The organism is Rhodococcus sp. 06-1474-1B, from assembly GCF_002258885.1.
Lineage (GTDB): Bacteria > Actinomycetota > Actinomycetes > Mycobacteriales > Mycobacteriaceae > Rhodococcoides > Rhodococcoides fascians.
Genome location: NZ_NOYR01000025.1, coordinates 16432 through 31317, shown reverse-complemented (window position 1 = coordinate 31317; position 14886 = coordinate 16432). Strand labels below are relative to the sequence as shown.

The 14886-nt window shown below is 65.8% G+C and carries 8 protein-coding genes; all 8 read left to right on the top strand.

Going from position 1 to position 14886, the window contains the following annotated elements; all coding sequences use genetic code 11:
* Nucleotides 1–70 precede the first annotated feature (70 nt).
* Nucleotides 71–1084, top strand: a complete 1014-nt coding sequence (locus tag CH266_RS14835; RefSeq protein WP_027494811.1) for an alpha/beta hydrolase — start codon at nucleotides 71–73, stop codon at nucleotides 1082–1084.
* A gap of 219 nt (nucleotides 1085–1303) precedes the next feature.
* Entirely contained in the window at nucleotides 1304–3205 is a 1902-nt protein-coding gene (locus CH266_RS14830; RefSeq protein WP_052053692.1) for an alpha/beta hydrolase-fold protein, read from the top strand.
* 83 nt (nucleotides 3206–3288) lie between these two features.
* Nucleotides 3289–3840: a DUF732 domain-containing protein gene (locus CH266_RS14825; protein ID WP_094715593.1), complete on the top strand. Its 552-nt coding sequence runs from the start codon at nucleotides 3289–3291 to the stop codon at nucleotides 3838–3840.
* Nucleotides 3841–3849: 9 nt separating this feature from the next.
* Nucleotides 3850–4803 (top strand): cutinase family protein, encoded by a 954-nt coding sequence (locus CH266_RS14820; protein ID WP_027494808.1) that lies wholly within the window; start codon nucleotides 3850–3852, stop codon nucleotides 4801–4803.
* A 289-nt stretch (nucleotides 4804–5092) separates the two neighbouring features.
* Nucleotides 5093–6091, top strand: a complete 999-nt coding sequence (locus CH266_RS14815; RefSeq protein ID WP_027494807.1) for an LLM class F420-dependent oxidoreductase — start codon at nucleotides 5093–5095, stop codon at nucleotides 6089–6091.
* A gap of 179 nt (nucleotides 6092–6270) precedes the next feature.
* Nucleotides 6271–8169: a long-chain-fatty-acid--AMP ligase FadD32 gene (gene fadD32, locus CH266_RS14810; RefSeq protein WP_027494806.1), complete on the top strand. Its 1899-nt coding sequence runs from the start codon at nucleotides 6271–6273 to the stop codon at nucleotides 8167–8169.
* A 42-nt stretch (nucleotides 8170–8211) separates the two neighbouring features.
* Nucleotides 8212–13251, top strand: coding sequence for a polyketide synthase Pks13 (gene pks13, locus CH266_RS14805; RefSeq protein WP_094715592.1), 5040 nt, complete (start codon nucleotides 8212–8214; stop codon nucleotides 13249–13251).
* 3 nt (nucleotides 13252–13254) lie between these two features.
* A complete protein-coding gene (locus CH266_RS14800) occupies nucleotides 13255–14799 on the top strand; it encodes an acyl-CoA carboxylase subunit beta (protein WP_027494804.1) in 1545 nt (514 codons plus the stop codon).
* Nucleotides 14800–14886: the final 87 nt, after the last annotated feature.

The following is a 14886-nucleotide window of genomic DNA, read 5'->3' as shown; positions in this document are numbered from 1 at the left end:
GTCAGCCCTGTTCGATTGCCGGGGGCCGCTACGACAGCGGAGACCGCGTAGATGAGAGAGAGCACGATTCATGCGATTTGCCGGCCTCAGCAGTAACCCGAAGGCGTCATCACGCTGGCGTCAGCGCCTGCTCGGCGTGGGTGCTGCCGCACTCGTTCTGCCGATCGCAGCCGGTGTCGTCGGCGGCGCAGTCGCAGTCGCTGCCCCCACTGCCGTCGTCCACCAGACCCCGGCCGGTGGCCGCGAGGATCTGATCGTCCCGTCCGAGATGGGTCCGATCAAGGTCCAGGTCCAGTGGGCGGCACGCGGCGGAAACGCTGCTCTCTACCTGCTCGACGGCCTGCGTGCCCGCGACGATCGCAACGCCTGGACCTTCGAGACCAACGCGCAGGATCAGTTCGCCAACGACGACGTGACGCTGGTCATGCCCGTCGGCGGACAGTCCAGCTTCTACAGCGACTGGTACACCTCGTCGAACTTCAACGGCCAGGAAGTCACCTACAAGTGGGAGACGTTCCTGACGCAGGAGCTCCCGGCGTTCCTGGAGAACTACGGCGTCTCGCGCAACAACAACGGTGTTCTCGGACTGTCGATGGGTGGTTCGGCTGCCCTGACGCTCGCCGCGTACCACCGCGACCAGTTCAAGTTCGCCGGCTCGCTCTCGGGTTACCTGAACATCTCGGCCCCGGGCATGCGTGAGGCGATTCGTATCGCGATGCTCGATGCCGGCCGCTTCAACGTCGACTCCATGTGGGGACCGCCCTGGAACCCGGCGTGGCTGCGCAACGACCCGTTCGTCTTCGCACCCAGGTTGCAGGGTCTGTCGCTGTACATCTCCGCAGCCAGTGGCCTGCCCGGCCAGTTCGACCGCCCGGCCGCGCCGATCGATTTCTACAACACCGCCAACGGCATGGCGCTCGAGGCACTCTCGCTGGCCAACACCCGTGCATTCCAGATCCGCATGGGCACCCTCGGCATCCCGGCGACCTACAGCTTCCCGGCCAACGGAATCCACGCCTGGCCGTACTGGGGTGCCGAGCTGTGGAAGGCACGCACCCAGATCCTGGACGCGCTGAACGCCTGATTCGGTTCCGTAACGTGCTCTTCGACAATGCCGCCCCACGCTCTCGCGTCGGGCGGCATTGTCGGTTCGAGCGCCGGCTCTCCGAGCCTCCCCAATTCACATTCGCACCACCAGTCACAGCGAGTCTGCTGTTCGTGGCCATCGGGCACGTGTAGAAAGACATACGAAGCATGTCTCGAGACGAGACCTTCGGTCGTCACAGGAAAGAGAGTCACCATCATGCGCACTGGGCTTGTTCGGTTCGGTCGTACCCCATCGGCCGGCACACGGGCTCGGCGAGCGGCAGCAGCAGTGACTGTCGCCTCCGCGCTGATGATTCCCTTCGCGACGACGACGCTGGCCACTGCAGCCCCGGTTGCTCATGCCGCCCCGATGGCGCAGACCGGCCCCGCCTACACCCAGACCGGTGGAGCAACCGTCACCTCGGTGGACTGGCTCTCCGATCGCCGCGTCGCGCTGTGGATCCAGTCGCCCTCGATGGGAACGCCCATCCAGGTGCAGCTGCTGCTCGCGCGTGACTGGAACATCAACCCGCAGGCCACGTTCCCGCAGGTGTACATGTTGGACGGACTCCGGGCGACCGACCAGGAGAACGGCTGGACGGCCGAGACCGACGCCGAGGCCTACTTCGCCGACAAGAACGTCAACGTCGTGCTTCCGATCGGCGGACAGTCCAGCTTCTACTCCGACTGGGTCGATCAGGACAACGGCAAGAACTACCAGTGGGAGACGTTCCTGACCAAGGAGCTGCCGCCCATCCTGGCCAAGGACTGGCGCAGCACCGACAACCGCGGTGTCGTCGGGTTGTCGATGGGTGGCACGTCGGCGATGTTCCTCGCGGCCCGCAACCCCGGCTTCTTCAAGTTCGCCGGTTCGCTGTCGGGCATCCTGACCACCACCTCGCTCGGCATGCCGCAGGCCATCCAGTACGCGATGACCGACGCCGGCGGCTACAACTCCAAGGCCATGTGGGGCGCACCGTCCAACTCGCTGTGGGCTCAGCACGATCCGTACCTGCTGGCCGACAAGCTGAAGGGCGTCAGCCTCTACATCTCGAGTGGCAACGGCTCGACCGGCCCGTACGATCAGCCGTCGCCGATTCCGGGCGTCAGCACCAACTACGCGGGTATGGGGCTCGAGATCCTCTCGCGACTCACTTCCCAGACCTTCGCCACCAAGCTCAACCAGCTCGGAATCCCCGCGCAGGTCAACTACCGCCCCTCGGGAACGCACTCGTGGCCGTACTGGCAGTTCGAGTTGCACCAGCTGTGGCCGCAGCTCGCCACGGCACTCGGCGTCGAGGTCGACAAGCCCGCCTGCAGTGTCGCGGGCATGATCGGCAATGCGAGCGGCGCGAATTCGTGGCTGGGTCCCTGCCTCACCGCGGAGTACAACGTCGCAGGCGGACGAGCTCAGGACTTCACGTTCGGTCGGGTCTTCTTCACGCCTGACACCGGGGCGCAGGTGGTTGCCGGCGCTATCGGCGGTATCTACCAGGGCAACAAGGGCCCCGAGGGTGCGCTCGGCTTCCCGAAGACCGGCGAGATCGCCACTCCCGACGGCCGTGGCCGCTTCAACGCCTTCCAGAACGGCATGGTCTACTTCACGCCGCAGACCGGCGCCCATGTGGTCAAGGGTGCCGTGCTCGACGAGTGGGCAGCCCAGGGGTACGAGGGCGGTCCTCTGGGATACCCGGTGCTCGACGAGGTGGCAACACCCAACAAGCCTGGCTCGGTGCAGGGCTTCGAGATCGGCGCGATCTACACCTCTCCCGACGCGGGCGTGCATTCTGTGCAGGGCATGATTCTCGGTAAGTACGGTGAATTGGGTTGGGAGAGTGGACCTCTCGGGTTCCCCAAGTCCAACGAGATCGGCCCCATCCGGGACGGCGGACGGTTCAATCAGTTCGAGACCGGCAACATCTACTGGAGCCCGGTCAGCGGAGCCTGGTCCATGCCTTACGGCCCGATCTTCGACGCCTGGGGATCGGTGGGCTACGAAGGTGGCCGCCTCGGCTACCCCACCAGCGATCAGTTCGACATCGACGGTGGCGGTAAGCAACAGAACTTCCAGTTCGGCATCATCACCGTCAAGGACGGCAAGGCCACGATCGCTCCGTGACCGGAGGCAGTCACGGCTTCAGAGTTCTCTCAGAGCGTGGCTGTACTCTCGCCTGCGACCCGACGACCGAAGGATTTCGATCGATGACGCGTAACTCTCTGGCCAGAACTCTGTCACTCGGCGTGCTCGCCGTGGCGGCGAGCTCGATGCTGGTGGCGTGTGGAAGTGACGACTCGACGGCCACCGGCGCGCCGACGAGCACCACCACGGCAGCTGCGACGACGACCGAGGCGAGTACGTCGACGTCGGCGGCCGAGAGCACCACCACTACTGTCGCTCCGACCACCAGTCCGGGCGAGGCTGCGACGGCACCGCCGGAGCAACCCCAGGCCGTGCCGGACGACTTCCCGGGGCCGACGGAGAGCCAGATCGACAACCGTGGCCAGCGTTTCCTCGACGAGCTGAAGAGCAAGGGCGTCACCCCGGCGGGCAACGGCGACATCGCGGTGTCGACGGCCAATTACATCTGTGCCGCGCAGGCGCAGGGCGTCGCAGCCGACGAAATCACGACCTACGTCACCGCGAACGTCGGCGTCGAGGCGAGTGCTGCCGGAACGCAGATGAACGAGACGCAGGCCCAGCAGGCAGCCCAGACCTACATCGCCGCTGCGCAGGCGACGTACTGCACGCCGTAGTTCGCGCTGATGGCCAAACGTAAACGCAGAGTTCTGCCGGTGATCGCCTTCGCGGTGATCATCGGGCTCGTCATCGTGGCCCTGTGGTACCTCCTTGCCGGGCGTCTCGGACCCGGACCGGGGCCGGTACCGCCGCCGGGACCCGAGCAGCCGACCTCACAACCGGCGGACTGCCCGGACGTCCAGGTCATTGCCATCCCGGGTACGTGGGAGTCCTCGTCGACCGATGACCCGTACAACCCGACCGCCAATCCGGTGTCGCTGATGCTCAACGTCACCCGGCCGCTGCAGGAGCAGTTCCCCGGATCTCGCGCGGACGTCTACACGGTGCCCTACGTCGCGCAGTTCTCGAACCCCATCGCGCTGCCGCCGGACGGCCAACAGTCGTACAACAACAGCCGTACCGAGGGCAAAAACGTTGCGGTGCAGAAGATGTCGGACGTCGCAGCGCGGTGCCCACTGACCAACTTCGTCATGGCCGGCTTCTCTCAGGGAGCAGTCATATCCGGCGACATCGCGGCCGACATCGGCGCGGGTAACGGACCCATCTCCGCCGATCGTGTCCTCGGCGTCACCCTCATCGCCGACGGCCGCCGCGACGGAGTGTCGGGTACCGACGTGCCGGGACCGCTCGACGGCGTCGGAGCCGAGGTCGCCCTCGGGGGACTCGACCTCCCCGGCATCACCATGACGGGGCGTCGGGACGGCGGATTCGGCGCGCTCGACGACCGGACCAATCAGATCTGTGCACCCGGCGACCTGATCTGTGCGTCCCCGTCGGATGGACTGTCGCTGCGCAACATCCCGCAGAGCATCCAAATTCTGATCGGGGCGGCGGGCAATCCGGTGCACGCGTCGTACAACAGTTTCGTTGTCGACGGTTCCGGCACGACGGCCACCCAGTGGACGGCGGCATGGGCGGCCGATCTGATCGAGAATGCGCCGACGCCTCCGCACTCGTGATCGGGTCGTGTGGACGACGGCGTGATCGGGGTCGTGGGTAGCGCAGTGACCGGTGTCATCGATAACGGACAGGTCACAACGCGGCGTGTCGCCAACTGGTGCAGGGCACAAACCTGTGGTCTGCGACCCCCAGTCGGTGGGATCCGCTCCCGCGAGCGGCTAGAGTGACGCCTTGGACCTGCGCGGATCGGCCCCGGCCGACTCCCTCGCACGGTGTGCCCAGACCCCCGGTACCGACCACCTCAGACCCCAGGTGCCGGCCGCTCCAGACCCCAGAGGAGAGCAATAGATGAGTTCCGCCGAGGCCGCGACCCCCGGGCCGCGCAAATTCCGCTTCGCTGCAGGCGGAGAGGGAAACGCGGAGGAGGGCGGGGCTCGGAAGTTCATCAAGCTGGCTCAGCAGGCCGAGGAACTGGGTTACGACAGCTTCATGATTCCCGATCATCTCGGTAATCAGGTCGGGCCGATCGCGGCGCTCGGAGCTCTCGCCGTCGCCACCGACAAGATTCGGCTCGGCACGGCGGTGCTCGCCAACGGCTTCCGCCATCCCGCGGTGCTCGCCAAGGACGCGGCAACCATCGATGTGCTCTCCGGCGGACGGCTCGAACTCGGACTCGGCGCGGGCTGGATGCGCGAGGAATACGACAAGGCCGGCATCACCTACGACCGTCCCGGCGTCCGCATCGAGAAGCTCGCGGAGACCCTCGACATTCTCGACGTGTTGCTGCGCGGCCAGGAATGCAATTACGAGGGCAAGCACTACACGATCACCGGTCTCAAGGGCAGCCCTCGTCCGCGTCAGGGACCGCGTCCGCCGATCTGCATCGGCGGCGGCGGCCCCAAGATGCTCGCGCTGGCCGCCAAGCACGCCGACATCATCTCCGTGGTGCCGAGCACCTCGAAGGAAGGCAAGTTGCTGCTGTCGGGCATGACCATCGAGAAGACTCTCGAGCGCGTCGAGCTCATCCGGGCTGCCGCAGGGGACCGGTTCGACGACATCGAGCTGAACTGGGCGATCACCACCATCGTGGTCACCGACGATCGCGAGCAGATGGCCGAGATGGCGTTGGCCGCGCTGGACAACGGTTATCCGCCCAACGTGGACGTCGACGTCAAGCTCACGGTCGAAGACATTCTGTCGTCGCCGTACCTCGCCTTCGGAACGTACGAGGAAATCGCCGATCAGATCCGTAACGTTCGCGCGCGGACGACGATGTCCTATGTCGGGGTTTTCCCCACACAAATGGAAGCATTCGCTCCGGTTGTCGACTTGCTGAAAGGCGAGTGACGCAGGCGCGTGTCGGTAGCATGGAGTCGGCCTCGAGGTCGACCGAAACCGCCACCGCTGGAGTTACCACTTAGTAACATAAAACGCTGTTCGGGGTCTGCATCGATGAACGTCGTCAATGCAAGGCCAGGTCACGCACGATGTGTGGCAGCGATTCGTGTCGGAGGAGATTGAAGCAAATGAGCCACACGTTCGATGATTTCATCGATGAGAACGGCCACATCACCATCGGTGAAGGGCAGACACTCGTCCGCCACGTCGAGGCGAATGTCGAAGAGAACGCCGACACGCTCGCGTACCGGTTCATGGACTACTCCCGGGAACGGGACGGTGAAGCGCACGAGTTGACCTGGTCACAGTTCGGCAAGCGGCTGCGCGCTGTCGCCGCCCGTCTGCAGCAGGTCACCGAGCCCGGTGACCGCGTGGCGATCCTCGCTCCCCAGGGCCTCGAGTACGTCATCGCGTTCTTCGGCGCGATCTACGCGGGCACCATCGCGGTGCCGCTGTTCGATCCCGACGAGCCCGGCCACACCGACCGGCTGCATGCCGTCCTCGGCGACTGCAAGCCCAGCGCGATCCTCACCGCCAGCAACTCCGCGGCGGGCGTTCGCGCGTTCTTCCGCGCGCTCCCCGCTGCCGAGCGGCCCCGCATCATCGCCGTCGACGCCGTTCCCGACAGCGTCGGCGAGACGTGGGTCGAGCCCAAGGCAGGGTTGGACGACATCGCCTACCTGCAGTACACGTCCGGTTCGACGCGAACCCCGGCCGGCGTCGAGATCACGCACCGCGCGGTCGGCGTCAACGCGCTGCAGATGGTCGACAGCATGGAGATCAACTACGACTCGCGCGGCGTCACCTGGCTGCCGATGTTCCACGACATGGGTCTGCTCACCGTCATCCTCCCGGCCCTCGGTGGCAAATACATCACGATCATGAGCCCGCGCGCGTTCGTGCAGCGGCCGTGGCGCTGGATCAAGGAACTCGCCGCTGTCTCCGACGGAGCAGGCACGTTCGCCGCGGCACCGAACTTCGCGTTCGAGCACGCCGCCCAGCGCGGACTGCCCAAGAACGGTGAAAGTCTCGACCTGTCGAACGTCATCGGCCTGATCAACGGCAGCGAGCCCGTCACCACGTCGTCGATGAAGAAGTTCAACGAGGCCTTCGGCCCGTACGGTCTGCCGAAGTCCGCGATCAAGCCGTCGTACGGCATGGCCGAGGCCACGCTGTTCGTCTCGACGAGCAAGCACGCCGATGAGGCCAAGGTCGTCTACGTCGACCGTGTCGAGCTGAACGCAGGCAACTTCGTCGTCGTCGCACCCGACGCTCCCGGAGCCATCCCGCAGGTATCGACCGGAACCGTCGCCCGGAGTCAGTGGGCCGCGATCGTCGACTCCGAAACCGCCACCGAGGTGCCCGACGAACACGTCGGCGAGATCTGGCTGCACGGCGAGAACATCGGCAAGGGCTACTGGGGTCGCGAGACCGAGACCAGCGAGACCTTCCACAACAAGCTCGTCCACCGCGTCGCCGACGGTTCGCACGCCACGGGTGCCCCCGAGGGCGCCAACTGGATGCGCACCGGAGACTTCGGCGTCTATCACGACGGCGAGCTCTACATCACCGGCCGCGTGAAGGACCTCGTCATCGTCGACGGCCGCAATCACTACCCCCAGGACATCGAGTTCTCGGCGCAGGAAGCAAGCAAGGCTCTGCGGCCGGGCTTCGTGGCGGCGTTCGCGGTGCCGCTCAACCAGCTGCCCGACGTCGTGTTCGAGTTCAGTGGTGCCGCGTTGACCAAGGATTCGGACGACAGCTCCGAACAGCTCGTCATCGTTGCCGAGCGCGCTCCCGGCTCGGGCAAGGCAGACCCGGCTCCGATCGCCGACGAGGTGCGCACCGCAGTCTCGGCGCGGCACGGCGTCACGGTCCGCGACGTCCTGCTCGTCCCGGCCGGTTCCATCCCGCGTACGTCGAGCGGCAAGATCGCCCGACGCGCGTGCAAGGCCGCCTACATCGAGGGCACCCTGCGCGGCGGTTACCAGCAGACGGCATTCCCGGACGCCGAACTACCCGACTGATCTCTGGGCCTCCCGTTCCTTCGATACATAGCTTGGTGAGTAATGGCTGAACAAGAGACAGACAAGATTCAGAGTGCCGACGGGACGGACCTCACGGTCGCCCAACTGCGGGATTGGCTACGCAACTGGGTTGCAGACGCGACGGGTCAACCCGCGTCGGCCATCTCCGACGACCGTCCGATGGAGGAATTCGGTCTGTCCTCTCGCGATGCCGTCGCACTGAGCGGTGAGATCGAGGAGCTGGTGGGGGTCACGCTGACCGCGACCGTCGTCTACCAGCACCCCACCATCGCGTCTCTGGCCAAGATCATCATCGAGGGCGAACCCGACGAGCCGGTGGGTACCGTCGACGACGCGTTCTACACCAGCGGAGTGCAGGCCGGCGACGCCCACGACATCGCGATCGTCGGACTGTCGTCACGCTTCCCCGGCACCGGTCACACCCCTGAGGAGATGTGGTCGCTGCTCATCGAGGGCCGCGACGGCATTACCGACCTGCCCGAGGGCCGGTGGAAGGAATTCACCTCCGATCCCGTCATCGCCGCAGCCGTCGACGCGACGGTCACCAAGGGTGGCTACCTCGACGACGTCAAGACTTTCGACGCCGAGTTCTTCGCGATGTCGCCCAACGAGGTCGTCAACGTCGACCCGCAGCAGCGCCTCGCGCTGGAACTGACCTGGGAAGCGCTCGAGCACGCGCACATCCCGGCCAGCTCTGTGAAGGGCAGTCAGGTCGGCGTCTTCATCGGCAGCTCGTCCAACGACTACCAGCTCATCGCCGTTAGTGATCCGGCCGTCCACCCCTACGCACTGACCGGCACCTCCACCGCCATCGTCGCCAACCGCGTGTCGTACTTCTACGACTTCCGCGGGCCGTCGATCGCCGTCGACACTGCCTGCTCGTCGTCCCTCGTGGCCGTCCACCAGGCAGTGCGCAGCCTGCGCACCGGCGAATCCGATCTCGCCGTCGCAGGCGGGGTCAACATGCTGCTCGCCCCGCCGATCACCGTTGGCTTCGGTCAGACCGGCGTCCTCGCTCCCGACGGCCGGATCAAGGCCTTCTCCTCCGACGCGAACGGCATGATTCGCTCCGAGGGCGGCGGACTCGTCGTGCTCAAGCGACTCGAGGACGCCGAGCGAGACGGCGATCAGGTGCTCGCTGTCATCGCCGGATCCGCCATCAACCAGGACGGCCGCTCCAACGGACTCCTCGCGCCGAACCCCGACGCACAGGCCGACGCACTCCGATTCGCATACCGCGACGCCGGCATCAACCCGTCGGGCGTGGACTACATCGAAGCGCACGGCACCGGAACCATCCTGGGCGATCCCATCGAGGCCGACGCGCTCGGCCGCGTGGTCGGCCGTGGCCGCGACGCGGACAAGCCGGCACTGCTCGGCTCGGCGAAGACCAACTTCGGACACCTCGAATCTGCAGCAGGCGCAGCAGGTTTGATCAAAGTCGTGTTGGCGATGCAGGAGAACAAGCTCCCGGCGTCACTGAACTACGTGGGCCCCAACCCGTACATCGACTTCGACAAAGCACACCTGAAGGTCATCCCGGAGGCCACCGACTGGCCGCGGTACACCGGCAAGGCCGTTGCCGGCATCTCCGGTTTCGGCTTCGGCGGCACCAACGCCCACGTCGTCGTGCGCGAGTACGTACCGGGTGAGACCTCGGCCGAATTCGACCCCGCTGCCGTGGATCCCGAGGCCGCGGTGGTGGAGGGCGTCTACGAGGAGCAGCTCGACGCCGAGACGACCAGCCCGGTCGCCGAGGCCGAGACCATCCTGGCGGAGTCCGACAGTGCTCCGGAGACAGTGATTCTCGCGGTGTCGGCCGCGTTGCCGTCGCGTCGTAAGCGCGCGGCGTCGGAACTGGCCGACTGGCTCGAGACCGAAGAGGGCAGCACGACGCCTCTCGTCGATGTCGGCCGTACATTGGCTCGGCGTAACCACGGACGTTCGCGCGCAGTGGTTCTCGCGTCCACCACAGCCGAGGCCATCGCCGGATTGCGCGCCATCGCGGCAGGCAAGCCCGGACCGGGCGTGTTCTCCGCGGACTCGCCTGCGTCCAACGGCGCAGTGTGGGTGTTCTCCGGATTCGGCTCGCAGCACCGCAAGATGGCATCGCGGCTGTACCGAACCAACGCCGTGTTCGCCGCCGAGGTGGACAAGGTGGACGAGCTGCTCGTCGACGAAGCCGGCTACTCCATCCGCGAGATCATCCTCGACGACTCGCAGACCTACGAGTTCGAGAACTCCCAGGTCGCTATCTTCGTCATCCAGATCGCCTTGGCCGCAACGCTTCGCGCACACGGTGCGGAGCCGTCGGCCGTCATCGGCCACTCGATGGGTGAGGTCGCCGCCGCGTACGTTGCCGGAGGCCTGAACCTCGAAGACGCCGTCCGCATCATCTACGCCCGCTCGCGGCTGCTGGCCGAGGGCCAGGACGGCCTCGGTGCCGCCTCGCAGGGTGCCATGGCACTCGTCGAGTACACCCCCGACGAGGTCAAGACCCTCACCGATCAGTTCCCGAACGTGGAGCCCTGCGTGTACGCCGCGCCGACGCACACCACGGTCGGTGGACCCCGCGCCGAGGTCGAAGCCCTTGTCGAAAAGGCCGAGGCCGCAGGCAAAATGGCCCGTCTGCTCGACGTCAAGGGAGCAGGACACACCGCGGCAGTCGACGTACTGCTCGGTGAGCTCGCAGCCGAGCTCGCCGGAATCGAACCGAGCAAGCTCACCGCCGGGGTCTACTCCTCGGTCGATCGTGAGGCGCACTACCGCGTCGGACATGCGGCGATTCACGGCGTCGACTACTGGACCAAGGGAATGCGTCACCCGGTCTGGTTCACCCAGGCCGTCAATGTTGCTGTGGGAGACGGGCACACGACGTTCGTGGAGCTCGCCCCGAACCCCGTCGCGCTGATGTCGGTTGCCGCCACCGCGTGGGCTGCCGGCCTGGCCGACGCCACGTTGATTCCGACGCTCAAGCGCAAGGAAGACGAGGCAGACACGTTCCTCGCCGCGCTGGCGCAGCTGTACGTGCACGGTCACGCGCTGGAACTGGCGACGCTGTTCGAGTCGGGTCCGTACGCTGCAATTCCGCGAACGGCGTACTTGCGCAAGGAGTTCTGGCTCAACTCGCAGGTCAGCTCCAGCGGTAACTCTCGCGTTCCCGGTGCCCGGGTGGCGTTGCCCGACGGCCGCCACGTCTGGGAAGTTCAGGCCTCGGCCGTCTCGGGATTCGATGCGTTGGTCACCGCCGCTGCCTCGCAGGTGTTCTCCGATGTGGCTCTGGGTGCTTCGGTCTCGCATGCATCGGTGCCCGCGGGCGGCACGGTCGTCACCACATTGACCTCGCACCTCGGTGGGGCGTCGGTCCAGGTCCATGCACACGAGGGCTCGGCGTTCACCCTGCTGCACGAGGCTGTCGTCACCTCGGGCGATGTGCGGCCGGAACCCGTTGTGGCGGTGGAAGAGCGATCCTCGTCTCCGATGGAAGAGTTGCCCGAGGTCGTCGAGACGTTCGGTGACCGCTGGGATCCCAACGGCAATCAGAAGCTCGAAGATCGGTTGGCGATCATTGTCGCCGAGTCGATGGGCTACGCACCCGAGGACCTGCCTCCCGAGGTGCCGCTGATCGAACTGGGGCTGGATTCGCTCAGCGCCGTTCGGATCAAGAACCGCGTCGAGTACGAATTCGACATCCCCACAGTGCAATTGCAGGCCGTGCGTGATGCGAACCTGCGTGAGGTGGAGAAGTACCTGCGCTACGCGATCGAGAACCGCGACGAGGTGCAGGCGCTGGCAGACAAGCAGGCCGCCGAAAAGGCTGCCGAGCAGGCTGCCGAGAGTGGCGCGACTGCACGCGACGAAGCGTTGGAGACGGCCGTCGCCGCACCGGAGACCGCGGTGCCGAGTGCGGAATACCAACCCGCACCGGTGGTCGCAGCGCAGACCGACCTGGGCGGCAAGGAAGCGTTCGCCGAGGCCGCCGGATCCGATGTGCCCCCACGTGACAACGCCGAGCGGATGACGTTCGCGACGTGGGCAGTGGTGACGAAGGAATCGGCCAAGGGCATCTTCAACACCCTGCCGATCCTCGACGACGAGACGGCTGAGAAGTTGGCCGCGCGCCTGACCGAGCGGGCCGGCGGCGAGATCACCTTCGACGACGTACTGGACTCGGAGACCATCGAGCAGCTCGCCGACAAGGTACGCCCGCATCTCGAGGACGGCGAGATCGACGGTGTCGTGCGCAATCTTCGGGCCCGTCCCGAGGGCTCCACGGCCACACCGGTATTCGCGTTCCACTCGGCCGGTAGCTCCACCGTCGCCTACGAGCCGTTGCTGCGGAAGCTGCCGGCAGGCACGCCCATGTACGGCCTCGAGCGCGTCGAAGGACCCATTGCCAAGCGCGCCGCGGAGTACGTGCCGTTGATCAAGGCGATCCAGCCCGAGGGACCGTACGTGTTCGTCGGATGGTCGCTCGGCGGCATCCTCGCCTACGAGGTGGCGCGTCAGATGGAAGAGGAAGGCATCGAGGTCGCCTACGTGGGGCTGCTCGATACCGTCATGCCCGGCACCAAGATCCCCGACACCAAGGACGAAGTCCGCAAGCGTTGGGAGCGGTACGCCGCGTTCGCCAAGAAGACGTACAACGTCGACTACCCGATCCCGTACGACAAGTTGGTCGACTCCGACGACGAGGGTCAGATTCGGATCATCACCGATCTGGTCAAGCTCAGTGGAGCAAAGATCCCCGGCGGCATCATCGAGCATCAGCGGACGTCGTGGCTCGACAATCGGGCTATCCAGACGGCCGAGCTCAAGGAGTACGGCGGGCACGTCACGCTGTACCTCGCGGACAAGTACCACGACGACGCGATCGCCCTCGAGCCCGCATACGCCACCCGCGAAGAGCACGGTGGTTGGGGACCGGTGGTGAAGGACCTCGAGATCGTCTACGTCGGAGGCGACCACCTCGCGGTCGTCGACGAGCCGTACATTGGAAAAATTGCGGCCCATCTGTCGAAGACGCTCGAGAACATCGAGTCTGCAAGAACCGGAGCGTAGATTTTGAGTGGCACCACTGCGGAGAAGCTGGCCGAGCTACGGGCGAGGCTGGAACTGGCCAAGGAACCGGCCGGCGAGATCGGCATCGCCAAGCGCGCAAAGAAGGGCATACCCAGCGCCCGAGATCGCGTGAACTCGCTGCTCGACCCCGGCAGTTTCGTCGAGATCGGCGCGCTGGTGAAGGCCCCGAACGATCCGGGTGCCCTCTACAGCGACGGCGTCGTCACCGGGCACGGAACCGTCGACGGCCGTCCGATCGCAGTGTTCTCGCACGATCAGACCGTGTTCGGCGGAACCGTCGGCGAGATGTTCGGCCGCAAGGTCGCCGGCATCATGGACTTCGCGATCAAGATGGGCTGCCCGGTCGTCGGCATCAACGACTCCGGTGGAGCTCGCGTGCAGGACGCCGTCACCTCCCTCGCGTGGTACGCCGAACTGGGTCGACGCCATGAGGCGCTCTCCGGCCTGTGCCCGCAGATCTCGCTGATCCTCGGCAAATGCGCCGGTGGCGCGGTGTACGCGCCGATCAACACCGACATCGTCGTCGCCACCGAAGAGGCGTACATGTTCGTCACCGGACCGGACGTCATCAAGTCCGTCACCGGCGAGGACGTCAGCCTCGACGAACTCGGCAGTGCCCGCGTCCAGGCCATCAACGGCAACGTGCACCACGTCGCGGCCGACGAGAAGGCCGCATTCGACTGGATTCGGAACTACCTGAGCTACCTGCCGTCGAGCTGCCAGGAAGAGGCACCGGTCATCAACCCGGGACTCGAGCCGGAGATCACCGAATCCGATCGCACGCTCGACTCGTTCATGCCCGACGCCGACAACGCCGGTTACGACATGCACGACATCATCCTGCGCATCTTCGACGACGGCGAGTTCCACGAGATCGCCGCCCAGACTGCACAGAACGTCATCACCGGCTTCGCCCGCGTCGACGGTCGGCCGGTGGGAATCGTCGCCAATCAGCCGATGCACCTGTCCGGGGCACTCGACGCGAAGGCAGCGGACAAATGTGCGCGGTTCATCCGCCTCAGCGACGCCTACAACATTCCGATCATCTTCCTCGTCGACACACCCGGCTTCCTGCCCGGCGTCGACCAGGAAACCCTCGGCGTCATCCATCGCGGTGGCCGCTTCATCTTCTCGTTCGTCGAAGCGACGGTGCCGAAACTGACTGTCGTGATCCGTAAGTCGTACGGCGGCGGATACGCGGTGATGGGCTCGAAGCAGCTCGGATCCGACATCAACCTCGCCTGGCCCACTGCCCGCATCGCCGTCATGGGTGCCGAAGGTGCCATCAACATCATGAGTCGCAAGCAACTCGCCGAGGCAGGCGAAAATGCTCCGGCACTGCGCAAGCAACTGATCAACTTCTACAACGAGCATGTCGCAACGCCGTGGATCGCCGCCGAACGTGGCTACATCGACGCCGTCATCGAGCCCTCGCAGACGCGCCTCGAAATTCGCAAGGCCTTGCACATCCTCAAGGACAAGGAAGTACACAAGAGTCCGCGTAAGCACTCTTTGCTCCCGATCTAGCCAAGCGCGCCGGTCCTGCGTCGGGGTCGCTTCGCTCCCTTTTGGGATCAATGTGGGTTTCAGTCGCTCTGACTGCAACAAAGCCGC